Annotated in this window: 17 protein-coding genes; 9 read left to right on the forward strand and 8 right to left on the reverse strand. The window is 66.9% G+C overall.

All coding sequences use genetic code 11. The features are described 5' to 3' along the window. Positions 1-67 precede the first annotated feature (67 nt). Complete coding sequence (locus tag OKW39_RS00585) at positions 68-280, reverse strand: hypothetical protein (RefSeq protein ID WP_090805832.1); 213 nt, start codon at positions 278-280, stop codon at positions 68-70. A 270-nt stretch (positions 281-550) separates the two neighbouring features. On the opposite strand from OKW39_RS00585, the gene OKW39_RS00590 reads away from it, so the two are divergent. Next, positions 551-1,615, forward strand: a complete 1,065-nt coding sequence (locus OKW39_RS00590) for a LysR family transcriptional regulator (protein WP_429561807.1) — start codon at positions 551-553, stop codon at positions 1,613-1,615. Between the two features lie 31 nt (positions 1,616-1,646). On the opposite strand, the gene OKW39_RS00595 is transcribed toward OKW39_RS00590, so the two are convergent. The 6 genes from OKW39_RS00595 to OKW39_RS00620 all read right to left on the reverse strand — a co-directional run bounded on the left by OKW39_RS00595 (position 1,647) and on the right by OKW39_RS00620 (position 7,882). Then, positions 1,647-1,877, reverse strand: a complete 231-nt coding sequence (locus OKW39_RS00595; RefSeq protein WP_184003893.1) for a DUF2795 domain-containing protein — start codon at positions 1,875-1,877, stop codon at positions 1,647-1,649. Positions 1,878-2,066: 189 nt separating this feature from the next. Continuing rightward, complete coding sequence (locus OKW39_RS00600; protein WP_090805320.1) at positions 2,067-2,321, reverse strand: hypothetical protein; 255 nt, start codon at positions 2,319-2,321, stop codon at positions 2,067-2,069. Between the two features lie 216 nt (positions 2,322-2,537). After that, the gene (locus OKW39_RS00605) at positions 2,538-3,875 is read right to left on the reverse strand and encodes a C45 family autoproteolytic acyltransferase/hydolase (protein ID WP_090805319.1); all 1,338 of its coding nucleotides are present in this window, start codon (positions 3,873-3,875) and stop codon (positions 2,538-2,540) included. A gap of 142 nt (positions 3,876-4,017) precedes the next feature. Continuing rightward, complete coding sequence (locus OKW39_RS00610; RefSeq protein WP_429334729.1) at positions 4,018-5,751, reverse strand: ClcB-like voltage-gated chloride channel protein; 1,734 nt, start codon at positions 5,749-5,751, stop codon at positions 4,018-4,020. Between the two features lie 112 nt (positions 5,752-5,863). Next, on the reverse strand, positions 5,864-6,601 hold the full coding sequence (locus OKW39_RS00615; RefSeq protein ID WP_090805317.1) for a glutathione S-transferase: 738 nt from the start codon (positions 6,599-6,601) through the stop codon (positions 5,864-5,866). Positions 6,602-6,802: 201 nt separating this feature from the next. Beyond that, positions 6,803-7,882: a YeiH family protein gene (locus OKW39_RS00620; RefSeq protein ID WP_429355677.1), complete on the reverse strand. Its 1,080-nt coding sequence runs from the start codon at positions 7,880-7,882 to the stop codon at positions 6,803-6,805. Positions 7,883-8,014: 132 nt separating this feature from the next. Between OKW39_RS00620 and OKW39_RS00625 the strand changes: the two genes are divergently transcribed. The 8 genes from OKW39_RS00625 to OKW39_RS00660 all read left to right on the forward strand — a co-directional run bounded on the left by OKW39_RS00625 (position 8,015) and on the right by OKW39_RS00660 (position 16,023). Continuing rightward, complete coding sequence (locus tag OKW39_RS00625; RefSeq protein ID WP_187610523.1) at positions 8,015-8,908, forward strand: LysR family transcriptional regulator; 894 nt, start codon at positions 8,015-8,017, stop codon at positions 8,906-8,908. A gap of 235 nt (positions 8,909-9,143) precedes the next feature. Further along, positions 9,144-9,938, forward strand: a complete 795-nt coding sequence (locus OKW39_RS00630; RefSeq protein WP_429561808.1) for a sugar phosphate isomerase/epimerase family protein — start codon at positions 9,144-9,146, stop codon at positions 9,936-9,938. Positions 9,939-10,067: 129 nt separating this feature from the next. Continuing rightward, positions 10,068-11,051, forward strand: a complete 984-nt coding sequence (locus OKW39_RS00635; protein ID WP_260334880.1) for a sugar kinase — start codon at positions 10,068-10,070, stop codon at positions 11,049-11,051. 123 nt (positions 11,052-11,174) lie between these two features. Continuing rightward, positions 11,175-12,464: an MFS transporter gene (locus OKW39_RS00640; protein WP_090805310.1), complete on the forward strand. Its 1,290-nt coding sequence runs from the start codon at positions 11,175-11,177 to the stop codon at positions 12,462-12,464. Continuing rightward, positions 12,464-13,429, forward strand: coding sequence for a 2-hydroxyacid dehydrogenase (locus OKW39_RS00645; protein WP_090805308.1), 966 nt, complete (start codon positions 12,464-12,466; stop codon positions 13,427-13,429). The genes OKW39_RS00640 and OKW39_RS00645 overlap by 1 nt, the downstream gene beginning before the upstream one ends. A gap of 54 nt (positions 13,430-13,483) precedes the next feature. Further along, on the forward strand, positions 13,484-14,578 hold the full coding sequence (locus OKW39_RS00650; RefSeq protein ID WP_429561809.1) for a LacI family DNA-binding transcriptional regulator: 1,095 nt from the start codon (positions 13,484-13,486) through the stop codon (positions 14,576-14,578). Between the two features lie 83 nt (positions 14,579-14,661). Further along, positions 14,662-15,561 (forward strand): YhfC family intramembrane metalloprotease, encoded by a 900-nt coding sequence (locus tag OKW39_RS00655; protein WP_429561810.1) that lies wholly within the window; start codon positions 14,662-14,664, stop codon positions 15,559-15,561. A gap of 96 nt (positions 15,562-15,657) precedes the next feature. Then, positions 15,658-16,023, forward strand: coding sequence for a DUF3022 domain-containing protein (locus OKW39_RS00660; RefSeq protein ID WP_090805303.1), 366 nt, complete (start codon positions 15,658-15,660; stop codon positions 16,021-16,023). 40 nt (positions 16,024-16,063) lie between these two features. Here the strand turns inward: OKW39_RS00660 and OKW39_RS00665 are convergent, their stop codons facing one another. Further along, positions 16,064-16,501: a PGDYG domain-containing protein gene (locus OKW39_RS00665; protein WP_090805302.1), complete on the reverse strand. Its 438-nt coding sequence runs from the start codon at positions 16,499-16,501 to the stop codon at positions 16,064-16,066. Positions 16,502-16,582 lie beyond the last annotated feature (81 nt).

The raw sequence follows: 16,582 nt of genomic DNA on the forward strand, positions 1-16,582 counted from the left end.
TGAGCCTGGAGGCGCGGATGCGCGACCCGGAGGGATCGCGCATCAGATACGGTTCAAGGCGGAAAAATCATTCGACCGGCAGTCGCGCGCAGGCCTCGGCGGCGGGCGCCGCGCACGCGAACGCGTACTGGCCGCTGGCGTCGAGGAATTTTTCCCCGGCGTGCAGGGCAACCTTGATATCGGGGCAGCGCTCGTAACCGATATAGGCCGAGCCCGCGGCGGCCGACCAGCAAACCAGCGAAAACGCGATCTTTTCCAGCAGACGAAAACGATGTGGCATGGCGGTGTAGCGGTAACTTTCTTTGGCCGCCATGTTACCAGCAAACTAGGGTTTATACCTAGCTAAAATCCACGATAGACGCCGTAATAGTGGCGCGATTGACACGCCGCGCCGAATCTGACCGGAATGTCATGTCTGGGTCAGGGTTGGGACATGTCCTATCGCTAGAATCGGTTGCGTTGGGCGGACCCGTGCGCGCCCATGCGGCGCGGGTCGACACAGGCGGCAACGGTTGCGCCGGCCCGGCTTTACCGAGGCAGGAGTGGTCCCATGAATCAACTGCAGTCGATGCGCGTGTTCGTCAAGGTGGCGGACCTCGGCAGTTTCGTCGGCGCGTCGGGCGCGCTGGATCTGTCCACCGCGGTCGTCACGCGGCACGTCGCGGATCTCGAAGCGCGGCTCGGCACGCGACTGCTGAACCGCACCACCCGCCGTCTTTCGCTGACCGAATCCGGCGCGACCTATCTGGAGCGCGTACGCCACATCCTCGCCGATCTCGAAAGCGTCGAGCAGATGGTGGTGGCGCGCAATCACGAGCCGGTCGGGACGCTGCGCATCGTCGCGCCGGTCGTGTTCGGATTGCACAGTCTCGCGCCGGTCGTGCAGTCGTACGCGGCGCGCTATCCCGACGTGGTGCCCGACGTCACGCTCGCCGACCGCCACGTCGATCTGGTCGAAGAGGGCTTCGACGTCGGCATCCTGGCTGCGCGGCACATGCGCAGCGCGAGCATCGTCACGCGGCGGTTGACGACCGGCTACATGACGGTTTGCGCGACGCCCGAGTATCTGGCGCAACACGGCACGCCGAAGCGCCCCGAGGATCTGCTCAGGCATTCGTGCCTGAGCAGGCCGGCCGAGCAGGGCGGCGAGGAGCGGTTGTTCAATGGGCCGGACGGCGAAGTGCGGGTGCGGCCGACCAACGCGATCGCGGCGAACAACGCCGAGATGCTGCGGCAGTTCGCGCTGCTCGGCATGGGCGTGGCGATCCTGCCGAGCTACCTGATCGGCCGTGATCTGACAGCGGGGCGGCTCGTGCGTCTGCTCGACGCATACAGTCTGCCGCCCATCGAAATCACGATTGCGTATCCGAGCCGGCTGCATCTGCCGGCGAAGGTGCGGACGTTCATCGACCATCTGGTCGAGCATTTCCAGCCGGACAGCGCGCAGGCGCGGGATTCCCGTAGCGTGGCGCCGGTGCGGGTGGTGGCCGGGGTGAGCGGGTCCGACGCTCCGACGGCGCGCGAGATCGCCGACGACGCGCTCGAAAACAGCCGTACGACGCGCCGTGTGGCGCGGGTGGCGCGCGCGCGGATCGCGGCGTCGTCGCAGTTCTGACGTGTGAGGTGAGGCGAGGTTGAATCCGGGCTCAGATTCCCAGGCCCGGGCCATAGTTGCCGCCGATCAGGCGCGTGACCGACTCGATGTCGACATAATCCTGCTCCGGCATACCATCGAGCATCGCCAACACCTCGTTGCTCGCGCCGGCTTCGCGCGCGGCGTCGACGAGTGCGTCCTTGTTGGTCGGGAACTCGACTTCGCTGAGAAGATCGGCGATCTGCAGATCGATCGATTCGCCGGGGATGTCCGAGGCCGTCATGCGCATGCTCCTAATGAGCTTAAGTTAGTCACGTCGTTATTGCTGCCACGACAAGCCAGCGCCTCGCCGCGATGAGTTTCTCGCAGTCTGTTGCAATCCCGCGCGCGCCACCCCAACGTTATGACAGCCGGCGCAAACCGGGCAGGCGCGCCGTCGTAGCCGCGCCGCCGCCCGCCGTTGCGGCGGTCCTCACGTGGTCAGATGCTCGTTCTGCCCGGTCAGGCTGCGGTCCAGATGTCGGGACTTCGGCAGCGCAATATGCTCCCAGTGCTGCGGACGGCTGGCGTCGGTGCTCGACACGTCTGGGGCCGGAGGCGCGACCGGCGCGGCGTTCGCGCGTTGCGCGAGCGTGATGGAATCCGTGCTGTCCGAGGCGGTATGAACCGGCGCGGCAAAGCACGAGGCTGACAGCGTCACCATGATTAACAGTGTCGAGGTTTTCATCGCCCGACCTCCTAAAGCTCATGCGGCGCTGACAATCGAGCAAACCCTGTGCCGTCCCGCGTCGAGAGGACGGTGCAAGCCGAGGACGGCATGGCGCTGCGCGGCCCAGGCTCCTTACCATCTTAGATGGCAAATACTGCAACGCGCGCACATTTGCGACAAAACCGGATTGTAGATTCGATCATCGCACGAACAGGCGCGCGCGTCCGCCATGCGCTAGCGCAGCACATCGAAGCGCGTCCACGGCCACGACGGCCGGTCGCGCATATAGCCGTTCAGCCAGTTCCACTGCGGATGCCGCTTCATGAACGCCTGTGCGTCGAACGGCCGGCCGCACGGATGCCCCCAGCGCGCGGTGAAGGCCATCTCGCGGGCCATTTCGCTGTCGATCACCTTGCCGTCGTTCGCGCCCCACGGATTGAACGGCCCGTGATCGGTGCCGCCGAAGCGCGCGTCGTCGAGCTCCAGATGCCCGCAGATCGTGCGCGAGCACGGGTTGTCGTTGCGATCGAGATAGACGTCGTGATGATCGGCGATCATCTGCTTCGCGAGCTCGACGTCGATGCTGCCGCGATGCAGTTCCTCGAGCTGCATGAAACGCAGACGCCGCGCGCCGTTCTTGCGCACGTCGGTATAGTCCTCGCCTTCGCCGATGCATTCCTGGTTGCGGATCTTCAGATCCGTCGCGGTGTTGTAGCCGCTGTAGAAACCGTCTTTGGTGGTCTCGAAGCCCGCATAGTGCAGCCCGAGTTCGTAACGCGCGATCTCGCCGGTCTTCGTGTCGCCGAGCAGCCAACTGTTCGCGTAGCCGCCGTTGTTCGCGAGCGAGAACATGTCGCACCATTCCTTGATGCTGTTCGCATATTGCGACGCGCGTCGCGAGCGATAGAACTCGGGCGCACCGGCCGCGTTGTAGCCCGCGAAGTTCGAGATCGTCGTTTCGGTGATCATCAGGCCGGCCGCCGTGACCCAGAAATCGGTCAGGCTCGAGATGCAGCCCGGCAGGCCCTGCATCAGGATGCGGTTGCCGCGGTCGGGCACGATGTCGAACACGACGTTGAACGCGTCGCCGGCCGCGTAGCGGTCCCACGAGTTGTGCGCCATCACGATACGGCCGTCGCGCGTCGCGTTGCCGGTCGCGATGAACGCGCTGCAGTGGTGACCGCGCCGGCCGCGCCACAGTTTCGCGCCCAGATGCGGCTGCGCCTGCGCGGCGTGCGTCGGCCACCAGCTTTGCAGCAGATCCATGTAGCCGTTCCACGCGAGCACTTCGGCGAACGGCAGCTTCGCGCCGTCGGCGATGCCATGGATTTCATCGGCGAATTCGGTGTCGAGCTTGCTCGCGAACTGGCTCGTCGCGGCATTGACGAAGGTGTCGAACTCCTCCCCGGTGTCCCATTTGGCGAGATAGCGCGCGGTGCGGATCGCGTTTCTGATTTCGTCGGCGAGCAACTGGCCGTGCTGCTCGCCGCGATCGTACGGTTCGCCTTCGATATGCACGAAAATCCAGCCGGCCTGATCGCGGCGTACGGCCTCGGGGGACGGTTCGCTCATCTTCGCTCCGACGCTACGGCGGGCGCTGTCGCTGCGCCCAAGCTGGGCTCACGCGTGCCGGCCGCGTGAAGGGCCGGCGGGTCTGTCCATTGTAGAGAATCCGCGGCGCTTTGCATCGCGCCCCGCGAAGCCTTCGAAAGCTCTAGCGCGACGGACTCATGCGGAAGTACGCATCGAGCAGCGAGGTCTTGTAGACGACGCCGGCGAGCTTCGGATGCGCGGTGCTTTCGATCACCGGCAGCCGCTCGCCCTGAAACGCCATGAAGTGCTGTAACGCGATGGCGAGCGACATGTCCGGCGTCAGCACGTCGAAATGCGGCTGCAGATAATCGGCGGCGGTTTTCATCGACGTTTCGCGCCGCTCGAGCAGATCGGACGTGATGTCCTTCAGCGCGACCACGCCGAGAAACGCGCCCGAGTCGTTCGCGACGTACAGATACTTGACCGGATACTCGAGGAACACGCGCGTCATGTCGTGCACGGTCGCGTTCGGCGGCACGACGGTCTGCGCGGGGCGGATCAGCTCGCGCATCTGCGTCGCGCGCAATCGCGAGCGCTCCTGCTCCTCGCGATTGCGGCGCAGCGTGATCTCGTACATCGAGGTCTTGCCGATCGCGCGAGCGATGAAATACGCGACCACGCACGACAGCATCAGCGGCAGCACGACCTGATAGCTCAACGTCATCTCGAAGATCATCAGGATCGCCATCAGCGGCGCCTGGGTCGCGCCCGCGAGGAATGCGCCCATGCCGACCATCGCATAGGCGTAAGCGGCCGACGTCGCATGCGGCCACAACGCGTGCATGCCCTGGCCGAACAGCGAGCCGACCGCCGCGCCGACGAACAGCGTCGGCGTGAACACACCGCCCACCGCGCCGGAGCCGGCCGTCGCCGCGGTCGCCGCGAGCTTGCAGACGAGCACCAGCAGGAGCGCGGACCATGTCCACGGCGAATGCAGGATCGAGTTCACGACGCTGTAGCCGTTGCCCCACACCTCGGGCTCCGCGACCGAAATGATGCCGACCACGAGACCGCCGAGCGCGAGCCGCACCGGCAACGCCACCGGCAGCTTGCGAAAGGCCGCCTTCGATGCGTTGAGCAGCCGCAGAAACTGCGGCGCGGCCGCGCCGCACAGCGCGCCGAGCGCGACGAACAGCAGCACCTCGGGACCGGTCACGGTCGGAAACTCCGGCATCTCGTAGGGCGGCTTGTAGCCGGCGAACTCGCGCATCGTGATGTTCGCGACGACCGCCGCGACCAGCACCGGCCCGAAGCTTTCCATCGCGATCGAGCCGAGCACGATCTCGGTGACGAAAAACGCGCCCGCGATCGGCGCGCTATACGCGGACGTGATACCGGCCGCCGCGCCGCACGCGACGAGCAGGCGCAGCCGCGGCGGATCGAAGTGGACCCAGCGGCCGATCAGCGACGAGGCGAGCGCCGCGAGCTGCACCATCGGACCTTCACGACCGATCGAACCGCCGCTCGCGATCGTAAACAGCGACGACACGCTGCGCCACAGGCTCAGGCGCACCGGCACGACGCCGTCGCCGATCGCGACCGCTTCCATGTAGTCGGTGTGCGTTTTCGTGTCGGCGTGACGCTGCGCAATCAGCAGGAAAATGCCGGCGACGAGACCACCCGCGGCCGGCAGCCAGATGCGCATGGTCCACGGTAGGCTGCGCGCCATGTCGACGAAGCTGCCGGAGCGGCCGGCAATCGCCAGTTGCAGCAGTTCGATGCCCTTGCGAAACAAGATGGTCGCCAACGCGCCGGCAATGCCGACCACAACGGCCCAGACCAGCACCGTATGGGCTTCTGAGAGGCGGAAAACGCTTTGGGCGCGGGTGCGCAGCTTCAGCAGGAATGAAAGCACGTCGTCGGTACGGGGCGTGATGGAAGGTTGAAAAAACCGCGGCACAACAGCAGCGCGCCCGCCTCGAATGGCGGGCGCGCGGCGGCGAGCGGGCGGAGGCGGGCGGCGCGGTTCAAGTCGCCGCCTTGTCGAGTTCAGGATAGTGCCGGAAGATGCAGCTCTCGTTATGGCCGATGCGCCGGTCCGAGTCCAGATACGCGGCGATGTTCGGTCTTGCGATCACGGCGTCGTGCAGCGCGGCGAGCCGCGGATAGTGCTCGCCGAAGCGCTTCAGCGCGCGCGGAAACGCGTACAGCAGACCGTCGATCAGCTGGAACATCGACAGGTCCACATAGGTCAGCGTGTCGCCGACCATGAAGCTGTCGCCGGCCGGATTCTGCGCGAGCACGCGCTCGAAGTACGACATGAACTTCGGAATCCGATGGTCGATGAAATCGTGCGCGCGCACCTTCGCCGCGTCTTTCTGCTCCTCGTAGTAGAGGCCGCTCGCGAGCGGATGGTGGGTGTCGTGCGCTTCGGTGACGACGTCGGCGATCGTCAGCTGCAGGCCGTTCGCGACATAGCGCAGGCTGTCCACCTCCGGCGCCAGCTTGAGCCGCGGGCCGAGATAGAACAGGATGTTGGCGGTCTGCGCGATGACCAGATCGCCGTCTTTCAGAAACGGTGGCGCGAACGGCGGATACGGCTCGTCGGGGCTTTGCATCACCGCCATCATCGCTTTGGTGCCAAGGCCCTTCGAAGGCTTGCCGCGCGCGACTTCGACATAGTCGACGCCGGCTTCCTCCAGCGCGAGCCGCACGAATTCGCCGCGGCCTTGCAGGCCATCCCAGTAGTACAGTTCCAGGCTCATCGATCGATCCTCATTCCGGTCGCCCGGACGCGTCGCGGCAAGGCGGTTTCACCGCTGCCATCGGACGTCGCGCACGGGCGGGTTGGGGGGCAAAGTTCGCAGCAACGAGTATGCCGTGTGATCGGCCGGGATGGTGCGCCAGAAAGCGCAAAACCCCGCGCGCGGCGGGGTGTCGGGGAAGGCGGGAGAGCCGGCGACGGCTTAGTGGAACAGGTGCTGGACGGTCCATGTGATGCCGAGTCCGCCGGCGATCAGCCATACATACAGAATCAGGCCGGTGGTCAGCGCGCGCGGACCCGCTTCGCGAATCTGCGAGAAGCGCGTTTCCATGCCGAGTGCGGTCATCGCCATCGTCAGCGCGAAGGTGTCGAACAGGTTCAGCGTCGAGGTGGCGCTTTCCGGCAGCACATGCAGCGAGTTGATCGCCACGCAGGCGAGGAAGCCGAGTGCGAACCAGGGGATCGCCAGCTTGCGCGGGGCGGCGCCGTCCGTGCCGCCATCCGTCGCGCCGCGCGTCGCGCGGTTCACCCACAGGCCGACCACCAGCAATACCGGCACGAGCAGCATCACGCGGGTCATCTTGACGATCGTCGCGATGTGCGTCGCTTCGGGGCTCACGTTGCTCGCCGCGCCGACCACCTGCGCGACCTCGTGGATCGTGCCGCCGAAGAACAGGCCGGCGCCGACCGTGTCGAGATGCAGCCAGCCTGCGTTGAACAGCACCGGGTAGAGGAACATCGACAGCGTGCCGAACAGCACGACGCTGCCGACCGCCATCGCGCTCTTGTGCGGCTTCGATTGCAGCGTCGATTCGAACGCGAGCACCGCGGCCGCGCCGCAGATCGCGCTGCCGGCCGCTGTCAGGAGCGCGGTGTCGCGATCGAGCTTCATGATTTTCATGCCGGCCCAGGTGCCGATCACGAGCGTGCTGACGACGATCAGCACCGACTCCGCGAGACCCGGCAGGCCCACCTGGGCGATTTCCTGCAGGCTCACACGCAAGCCGAAGAACGCGACCGCGATGCGCAGCAGCTTGCGCGCCGAGAAATTCACGCCGGCCGCCCAACTGACCGGCATGCTGTCGCGCAGCGCGTTGCCGTAGATCGCCCCCGCGACGATGCCGACGATCAGCGGACTCAGGCCAAGGCCGGCAATCGCCGGAATCGCCGCGATGCGCGTGACCGCGGCGGCGAACAGCGCGACGAACAGTACGCCGTTGAGCTGGCCGCGGGTGGACAGCGCGGGGGAGGCGGCGGCGAGCGGGGCGGTGGGTGTGGACATGATCGGTGGTTTCGTAACGGACTTGCGTGGGACTGCATAAGCAGCAATGGGGCTAATCCTAAATTAGATATATCGATATGAAAAATCGTGATTTAGAATGTGAAGTATCGGCTCAACGGATATTTAATCGAGATGACCCCGGATCAACTTATAACGTTCGCCGCCGTCGCTGAGCATCGCAACATCAGCCGGGCGGCGGTGGCGCTGCATCTGTCGCAGCCGGCGGTGTCCGGCCAGCTGCGGCAATTGCAGGACGAGTTCGGCGAGCCGCTGTATCAGCGCGATGGCCGCGGGGTGCGGCTGACGCCAGCCGGCGAGCAGCTCGCCGCCTATGCGGCGCGGCTGCGCGACACCTGGCGGCAGGCGCATGCCTATCGCGACGCGCTGCGCGGTCTCGAACAGGGCACCTTGCGGATCGGCGCGAGCACGACGCCGGCGAGCTACCTGCTGCCGTACCTGATCGCCGAATTCCATCGCCGCTATCCGCACGTGACCGTGCATACCGCCAACGGCAACACGGCCGAGATCGTCGGTGCGCTCGGCTCGGTCGACATCGCGATGATCGAGGGTCCCGCCGGCGCCGATCTGCCGCCGGACACGGTCGTCCATGCGTGGCGCGAGGACGAGATCGTCGCGATCATGCCGCGCTCGCATCCGCTCGCGCAGGCGGACAATGGCGGGCGCATCGAGCTGGCCGCGTTCGGCGCGTATCCGCTGGTGCTGCGCGAGGAAGGCTCGGGCGTGCGGCAGACGGTCGAGCGCGAGTTCGCGCGCGCGGGCGTGCCGATGCGCGTGGCGCTCGAAATCGCGGGGGTCGAAGGGGTGAAGGAGGCGGTGCGGGCGGGGATGGGTGTCGGTTTCGTGTCGGCGATGTCGATGCGGCATGAGGACGGTGCGCTGCGGCTCATGTCGCTGAGCCCGCAGCCGCTGACGCGGCGGCTGTCGATTCTGGTGCCGCATGCGAGCGCGCCGTCGCGGGTGGTCGAGCAGTTTCTGGCGATGTGCGTCGCGGACGAGGGCGGCTGACTTCCGCGCTGGCAGCGTATGGGGTCGAGAATCCGAACCCGCGCGGCGCGCTGCCGTGCCCGGCGCGCTTCGCTTGACGCTCGCCGTATGCCGGCCGCGCCTGGGGATTTCCTCTATGGTGCGCGATGGCTGTCCCGAGCACCATTCGCACATCGCAGCGCCTCGGCGCTTTTTTTCGAAGTTTAGTTGGAACCGGTTCCAAAAGCGGTTTCGCTTCAGATTGCGCGAGTTGGATATGGCTGATGCAGTGGAGATCGTGGTCGTCGCCAGCGCGTTCGGTGTGAACGCCGTGCGCGCCGACGGCCATCTGAAATGGGCGCAGGCGGCAAAGCGCGCCGGCGCGGCGGGTTTCGAAGTGCGCCGGGAGCTGTTCGCGAGCGACGCGGACGCGGACCCGCAACGGCTGCGCGCGCTCGGCGCGGCGTTGGCCGATCTCGGACTGTGGTCGGTGTTCTCGACGCCGGCATCGTTGTACGCGGCCGACGGCCAGCTCGATACCGACGCACTGCGTGTCGCGCTCGATCAGGCGGCCGCGCTCGGCGCGCGCTTCGTCAAGCTGCAACTCGGCGGCTTCGCGGGCGGGGCTCACAGCGCGGCCATCGTCGCGCACGTCGCGAGCGGCTCGGGCACCACGGGCGGTGTGCGGCCACGGCTCGTCGTCGAAAACGGGCAACTGGCGCAGGGCGGCTCGCCCGCGCAGTTCGTCGGGCTGTTCGATGCGCTCGCGCGTGAAGGCCGCGCGGGCGCGCTCGGCATGACCTTCGATACCGGCAACTGGGCGTGGCTCGACGTCGCGCCGCTACCCCTCGCGCCGCAGCTCGCGCCGTACGTCGAGTACATCCATTGCAAGACCACCACGGGCGAGGGCGCGCGGCGCTTTGCGAGCGCGCCGGCCGAGGATGACGCGCCATTGCGCGCGCTCCTCGACCGGCTGCCGCGCGATGTGCCGCGCGGCATCGAGTTTCCGTTCGATCCGAGCCGGATCGACGCGGATGCCGCGCGTTATGTGAGCTGGCTTGCGCGCGTGTAGACGCGCGACGCGGCATCACGAAGCGCCTCGGTCGAAGCCGTATAGCAGACGAGGCGGCAACCCAGGCAGCAAAGAACGCATTCCACGCAACACGAATCACCGCATCAGCAGCACCACCAGGAGCCCAGCATGACGCACCCTTACCCCGCGCTCGACGTGATCACCTACGGCGAAGCGATGGCGATGTTCGTCGCCGCCGAAGCCGGCCCGCTCGCGGGCGTCGGGCACTTCACGAAGCGCATCGCCGGCGCGGATCTGAACGTCGCGATCGGCTTGTCCCGACTTGGCTTCAGGGTGGGCTGGATGAGCCGCGTCGGCGACGATTCGTTCGGCCGGTACGTGCGCGACACGCTGACGAAAGAGGGCATCGACCAGCAATGCGTGAGCACCGACGCGCGCCATCCGACCGGCTTCCAGCTGAAGTCGAAGAGCGACGACGGCAGCGACCCGGCGGTCGAATACTTCCGCAAAGGCTCGGCGGCGAGCCATCTGTCGCTCGACGACTACCTCGCCGATTACGTGCTGCCCGCGCGTCATTTGCATCTGACCGGCGTCGCCCCGGCGATCTCGGCAAGCTCGCGCGAACTCGCATTCCACCTGGCCCGCGAAATGCGCGCTGCGGGCAGGACGATCTCGTTCGACCCGAACCTGCGTCCGACGCTGTGGCCCTCGCGCGCGGCGATGGTCGAAGGCTTGAACGCGCTCGCCGCGCTCGCCGACTGGGTGCTGCCCGGCATCGGCGAGGGTGAGATTCTGACCGGCCACACGCAGCCGGAGGACATCGCGAAGTTCTATCTCGAGCGCGGCGCGCGCGGCGTGATCGTCAAGCTCGGCGCGCAGGGCGCGTATTACCGCACCGCGACCGATGCCGCGACGATCGCCGGCCGGCCGGTCGCGAACGTCGTCGATACGGTCGGCGCGGGCGATGGTTTCGCGGTCGGCGTGATCAGCGCGCTGCTCGAAGGCCGCACGCTCGCGCAGGCGGTCGCGCGTGGCAACCGGATCGGCGCGCTCGCGATCCAGGTGATCGGCGATTCGGAAGGTTTGCCGAGCCGCGCCGAACTCGACGCGCTGGAGCTGGCCGAGGTACCGGACATCGCAAGCGCGGCCTGACGCGGATCGGACCGCATCGATAGCGCTGTATCCACAACCAGCATCGACGACAACAAGAGCGCCCACAGCGCGCCCAGATTTTTTCATCATTGATTCGGGACGACGCCGTCCAAGGAGACTTCCATGACCTCATCGCTTGCGATTCGCCGTTGGTGGACGATCATGCCGATCGTGTTCATCACCTACAGCCTCGCGTATCTGGATCGCGCGAATTTCGGCTTCGCGTCAGCGGCCGGCATCAATCAGGATCTCGGCATCAGCAAGGGGCTCGCGTCGCTGATCGGCGCGCTGTTCTTCCTCGGCTATTTCTTCTTCCAGATTCCGGGTGCGATCTATGCCGAGCGCCGCAGCGTGAAGAAACTGGTGTTCTGGAGCCTCGTTCTGTGGGGCGGCTGCGCGGCGTTGACCGGCATGGTCAGCAACATTCCGTCGCTGATGGCGATCCGCTTCCTGCTCGGCGTCGTCGAAGCCGCGGTAATGCCGGCGATGCTGATCTTCATCAGCAACTGGTTCACGAAGAGCGAGCGCTCGCGCGCGAACACGTTCCTGATCCTCGGCAATCCGGTCACGGTGCTGTGGATGTCGGTCGTGTCCGGCTATCTCGTGCATTCGTTCGGCTGGCGGCACATGTTCATCGCCGAGGGCGCGCCCGCGATCATCTGGGCGATCTGCTGGTGGTTCCTCGTCAAGGACAAGCCCGAGCAGGTGTCGTGGCTCACGCAAGAGGAAAAAGACGCGCTCGCGCAGACGCTGCGCGCCGAGCAGGCCGCGATCAAGCCGGTGCGCAACTACAGCGAGGCGTTTCGCACGCCCGCGGTCATCAAGCTGTGCGCGCAGTATTTCTGCTGGAGCATCGGCGTGTACGGCTTCGTGCTGTGGCTGCCGTCGATCCTGAAGAACGGCTCGTCGTTCGGCATGGTGGAAACCGGCTGGCTGTCGGCGCTGCCGTATCTGGCCGCGACGATCGCGATGCTTGCAGCTTCGTGGGCATCGGATAAACTCAATCGCCGCAAGGTGTTCGTGTGGCCGTTCCTGCTGATCGGTGCGATTGCGTTCGCGGCGTCGTACGGGCTCGGTTCCGCGCATTTCTGGGTCTCGTATGCGCTGCTCGTGATCGCGGGCGCCGCGATGTACGCGCCGTATGGACCGTTCTTCGCGATCGTACCGGAGCTGCTGCCGAAGAACGTCGCGGGCGGCGCGATGGCGCTGATCAACAGCATGGGCGCGCTCGGTTCGTTCGTCGGCTCGTACGTGGTCGGTTATCTGAACGGCGCGACCGGTTCGCCCGCGGCATCGTATGCATTCATGAGCGTGGCGCTCGTCGCCGCGGTGATCCTGACGCTCGCCGTCAAGCCGGCCGCGGCCGAACAACGTGGCCCCGCTCGTCCCACCGTCGCAAGGAAAATTAGCTGATGAACAAGATCGTCGCCTGGAAGTCGCTGCCCGAGGATGTGCTCGCCTATCTGCAACAGCATGCGCAGGTCGTGCAGGTCGATCCGTCACAGCATGATGCGCTCGTCGCCGCGCTGCGCGATGCCGACGGCGGCATCGGCGCGAGCGTGCAGATCACGCCGGCGATGCTCGAAGGCGCGAGCCGGCTGAAGGCGCTGTCGACGATCTCGGTCGGCTACGACCAGTTCGACGTCGCCGACCTCACGCGCCGCGGCATCGTGCTCGCGCACACGCCGGACGTGCTGACCGAATCGACCGCCGATACCGTGTTCTCGCTGATCCTCGCGTCCGCGCGGCGCGTCGTCGAGCTGGCCGACTGGGTCAAGGCGGGGCAGTGGCGCACGAGCATCGGGCCCGCGCAGTTCGGGCTCGACGTGCAGGGCAAGACGATCGGCATCGTCGGCTTGGGGCGGATCGGCGGCGCGGTCGCGCGACGCGCGGCGCATGGCTTCAACATGAAGGTGCTGTATACGAACCGCAGCGCGAACCACCAAGCGGAGCAGGCGTATGGCGCGCGGCGCGTCGAGCTGGCTGAATTGCTCGCGCAGTCCGATTTCGTCTGTCTGCAAGTGCCGCTCACGCGAGAGACGCGGCATCTGATCGGCGCCGCCGAACTGCGCGCGATGAAGAAGAGCGCGATCCTGATCAACGCTTCACGCGGCGCGACCGTCGACGAACCGGCGCTGATCGAGGCGCTGCGCAACGGCACGATTCACGGCGCGGGCCTCGACGTGTTCGACACCGAACCGTTGCCTGCCGACTCGCCGTTGCTCGCCATGCCTAACGTGGTCGCATTGCCGCATATCGGCTCGGCGACGCACGAGACCCGTCATGCGATGGCGCTCAACGCGGCCGAGAACCTGGTCGCCGCGCTCGACGGCACATTGACGACCAACATCGTCAACCGTGACGTCCTGGCGAAGTGATTCGCAGGGCGGCACGCAAGCTCCCGTCCTCGGACCGGCACGAGCGATGAGCGAATGAGCACGACCCCGCCCCCGGCCAGCATGCCGCCTGGTCCCCCGAGCGCGCCGCCGCGCCGCGCGACGATCACCGATGTCGCGCGTGAAGCCGGCACCGGCAAGACCAGCATCTCGCGCTATCTGAACGGCGAGTTCAGCGCGCTGTCGCCCGAGCTGCGCGCGCGCATCGAAGCCGCGATCGCGCGGCTCGACTATCAGCCGAACCAGATGGCGCGCGGCCTGAAGCGCGGCCGCAACCGGCTGATCGGCATGCTGGTCGCCGACCTGACCAATCCGTACTCCGTCGAAGTGCTGCAAGGCGTCGAGGCCGCGTGCCACGCGCTCGGCTTGATGCCGCTGATTTGCCACGCGGCGAACGAAGTCGAGATGGAGCGGCGTTATCTGCAACTGCTGACCACGTACCGCGTGGAAGGTGTGATCGTCAACGCGCTAGGCGTGCGCGAGGAGACGTTGCGGCCGGTCGGCGACGGCGGGATTCCGGCGGTGCTGGTCGATCGGCGCGTGGAGGGGCTGGTCGCCGACATGGTCGGTCTCGACAATGGCGCGGCCGCCGCGCTCGGTACGCGGCATCTGCTCGAACGGGGCTTCGAGCACATCTGGTTCGTCGTGCAGCCGTTCGAGCAGGTCAGCTCTCGGCAGTTGCGCGTCGAAGCATTCGACCGGGCGATGCGCGACGATGGCCGCGCGCGCGGTCGTACGCTGGTGCTCGATCTCGCCGATGCAACTGCGCTCGAGCGCGGTCTCGCGGAGCTGGATCGTGCGATCGACTCGCCAGGCGGGGCCGGTGCCGGGCCCGCCGGCGCCTCCCCACGCGTCGCGCTGTTCGCGGCCAACGCACCGGTCGCGTTGCGGCTCGCGCTGCATCTGAACGCGCGTTACGGCACGCACTGGCAGAGCCGCGTCGCGCTGCTTTCCATCGACGATCCGGATTGGGCCGAGCTCGCCGGCATCACGACGATCCGCCAGCCGACCTACGACATCGGTTATCGCGCGGTCGAATTCCTGCACGAGCGCATCGAAGGCGCGCGGACGGGCGCGCGCGACTGCCTGCTGCCCGGCGAGCTGATCGTGCGTGCGTCGACCGCACGCTGATTTCCGGCCAATCTGCGATGATGCGGGCTGCGGCGCGCAGCGGTTGCGCGCCGGGGATTGCAAGGAACCCCGCAAGGATACTCATGGTTGTGCCACCGCTTACCCTCGCGAGCCTCGCGCTCGCCACGCTCGTCATCGCCGCTTTACCGTTTCTGATTTACCGACAATTGCGCCGTCCGCTCGCGCTTCGGCCGCGCGACGCGATCGCCGGCGTCGCGGTGTTCGCGCTGTTCGCGATGGTCATCGAGCGTGCGCTGCACGACTATCTGTTGCGCGGCAACGAGACGACCGCGGCGTTCCTTTCGCAGCCGCTCGCGTTCGTCGTCTATGGTGCGCTGGCCGCGGGCGTTTGCGAGGAAGTGGGGCGGTTCGTCGGCATGCGGCTGCTCATGAAGCGCGCGGCGGCGCGGCCGGCGGTGCGCAAGAAGGCGAACGTCGACGCGCCCGCCGGCGTCGATGCAAGCGCGGGCGCGAGCCCCGCCGCCAGCACGACCGCCGACACGCGCACCGCCGCATTGCGCGCCGACGATGGCGCCGCGCTCAGCTACGGCCTCGGCCACGGCGGCGCGCAAGCGTGGATGGTCGGCGTGTTCGTGCAGTGCCAGTGGCTCGTGTTCGCGGTCCTCGAAAACCGTGGCCGGCTCGGCGATTACCTCGGCAATCTGCCGGCCGAAGCGGTGATGCGCGTGCATCTGATTCTCGCGAGCCTGACGCCGCAACTGGCCGGCATTTTCGCGCTCGAACGCGTCGCGGCGCTGGTGTTCCAGATCGGCTTGTCGGTGCTGATGTGGCGCGGCGTGCGGGCCGGCTCGCGCGGCATCCTGCCGCTCGCGATCGGGGTGCACGCGCTGATCGACGTGCCTGCGGCAATGACGCAGGCGCGGCTGCTGCCGCTCGCGGCGGCCGATACGATCTATGGGGTGGCGGCGGTGTTCATCGCGGGACTGCTGATACGGATTTACCGGCGGCCGGCGGCGGCGTGAGCGGATGAGCCGCTGGACAGCAGGCGCCTCGCTATCCCTTCAGCGTTTCTCTAAAATGCGCCTACGTTTCAGGACCTTCTTTTCCCGGCAGCCTTCATGGAAGCTTACCAATACGACTGCGCGCATCCGGAGTTCGACGAGATCGCGCGCGTCATCAGCGATCTGTTTCCCGAGCAGACGCAGTTCATCGAGCGTGCCGCCGACGATGGCACGCCCACACTGACGGTTCACTGGGTAGCAATGCGCTTCGGCTCGACCGCGCGCCGTATCGCGATGACGGTCGCGATCGCGCCGGCGGCGCTCGCGCGTTATCGCGCGATGCCGGCGCGGTTGCGTGGCCGCAGCTTTGCGGTATTGCGCGCGTACGTCGAAGCGAGCCTGGGCTCGCTCGAAGAAATGTACGCGAACGGCCAGGCGGTCCCGCGCGAAGTCACGGTCGATCTCGGCGAAGAGTTCGCGTGACGCTCGAATGAAGCGCGAATGAAGCGCGGGCGAAGCGGATTCAATCCGCGAGCCGATAGACCTTCGCGAAACGCGCGGCCTGCACGACGCCATAGTCGCCGGGCGCGTACTGCATGACCCAGTCGCCGGCCGCGCCGTGCAGCACGTCGCCGCCGCTCGCGCAGCGCGCGAGCGAGAAGGACTCGTCCATCCGGCGGGCGAGTACGACCGCCGGGCGATTGCGGTAGGCGCCGGCTTCGCCGTGCGCGAGCGCGGCATCGGCGGGCAGGTACTTCGCATCGAAGCGCTCGCGCGACACGACCCAGCGCTCGCCGGTCGAGCCGGTGATCAGCGCATCGCCGCGCACATAGCGGTTCGGGCCTTCGAGGCTCATCAACTGGCCTTCGGCGGCGGCGAATTCGACGCTTACCGTTTCGTCCTTGACGACGCGTTGGGCGTGCGGATCGTCACGCAAATCGAGATTCCTGAGTTCGGTCATGAAGCGGGTGGAAGATTAGGGGGAGAGCGTTGCGGCGAGACTTGCCGCTTTGCGGCGATCGTGCGTCGAGTCGCTGGGACG

This window comes from Paraburkholderia sp. MM6662-R1 (assembly GCF_050436245.1).
Lineage (GTDB): Bacteria > Pseudomonadota > Gammaproteobacteria > Burkholderiales > Burkholderiaceae > Paraburkholderia > Paraburkholderia tuberum.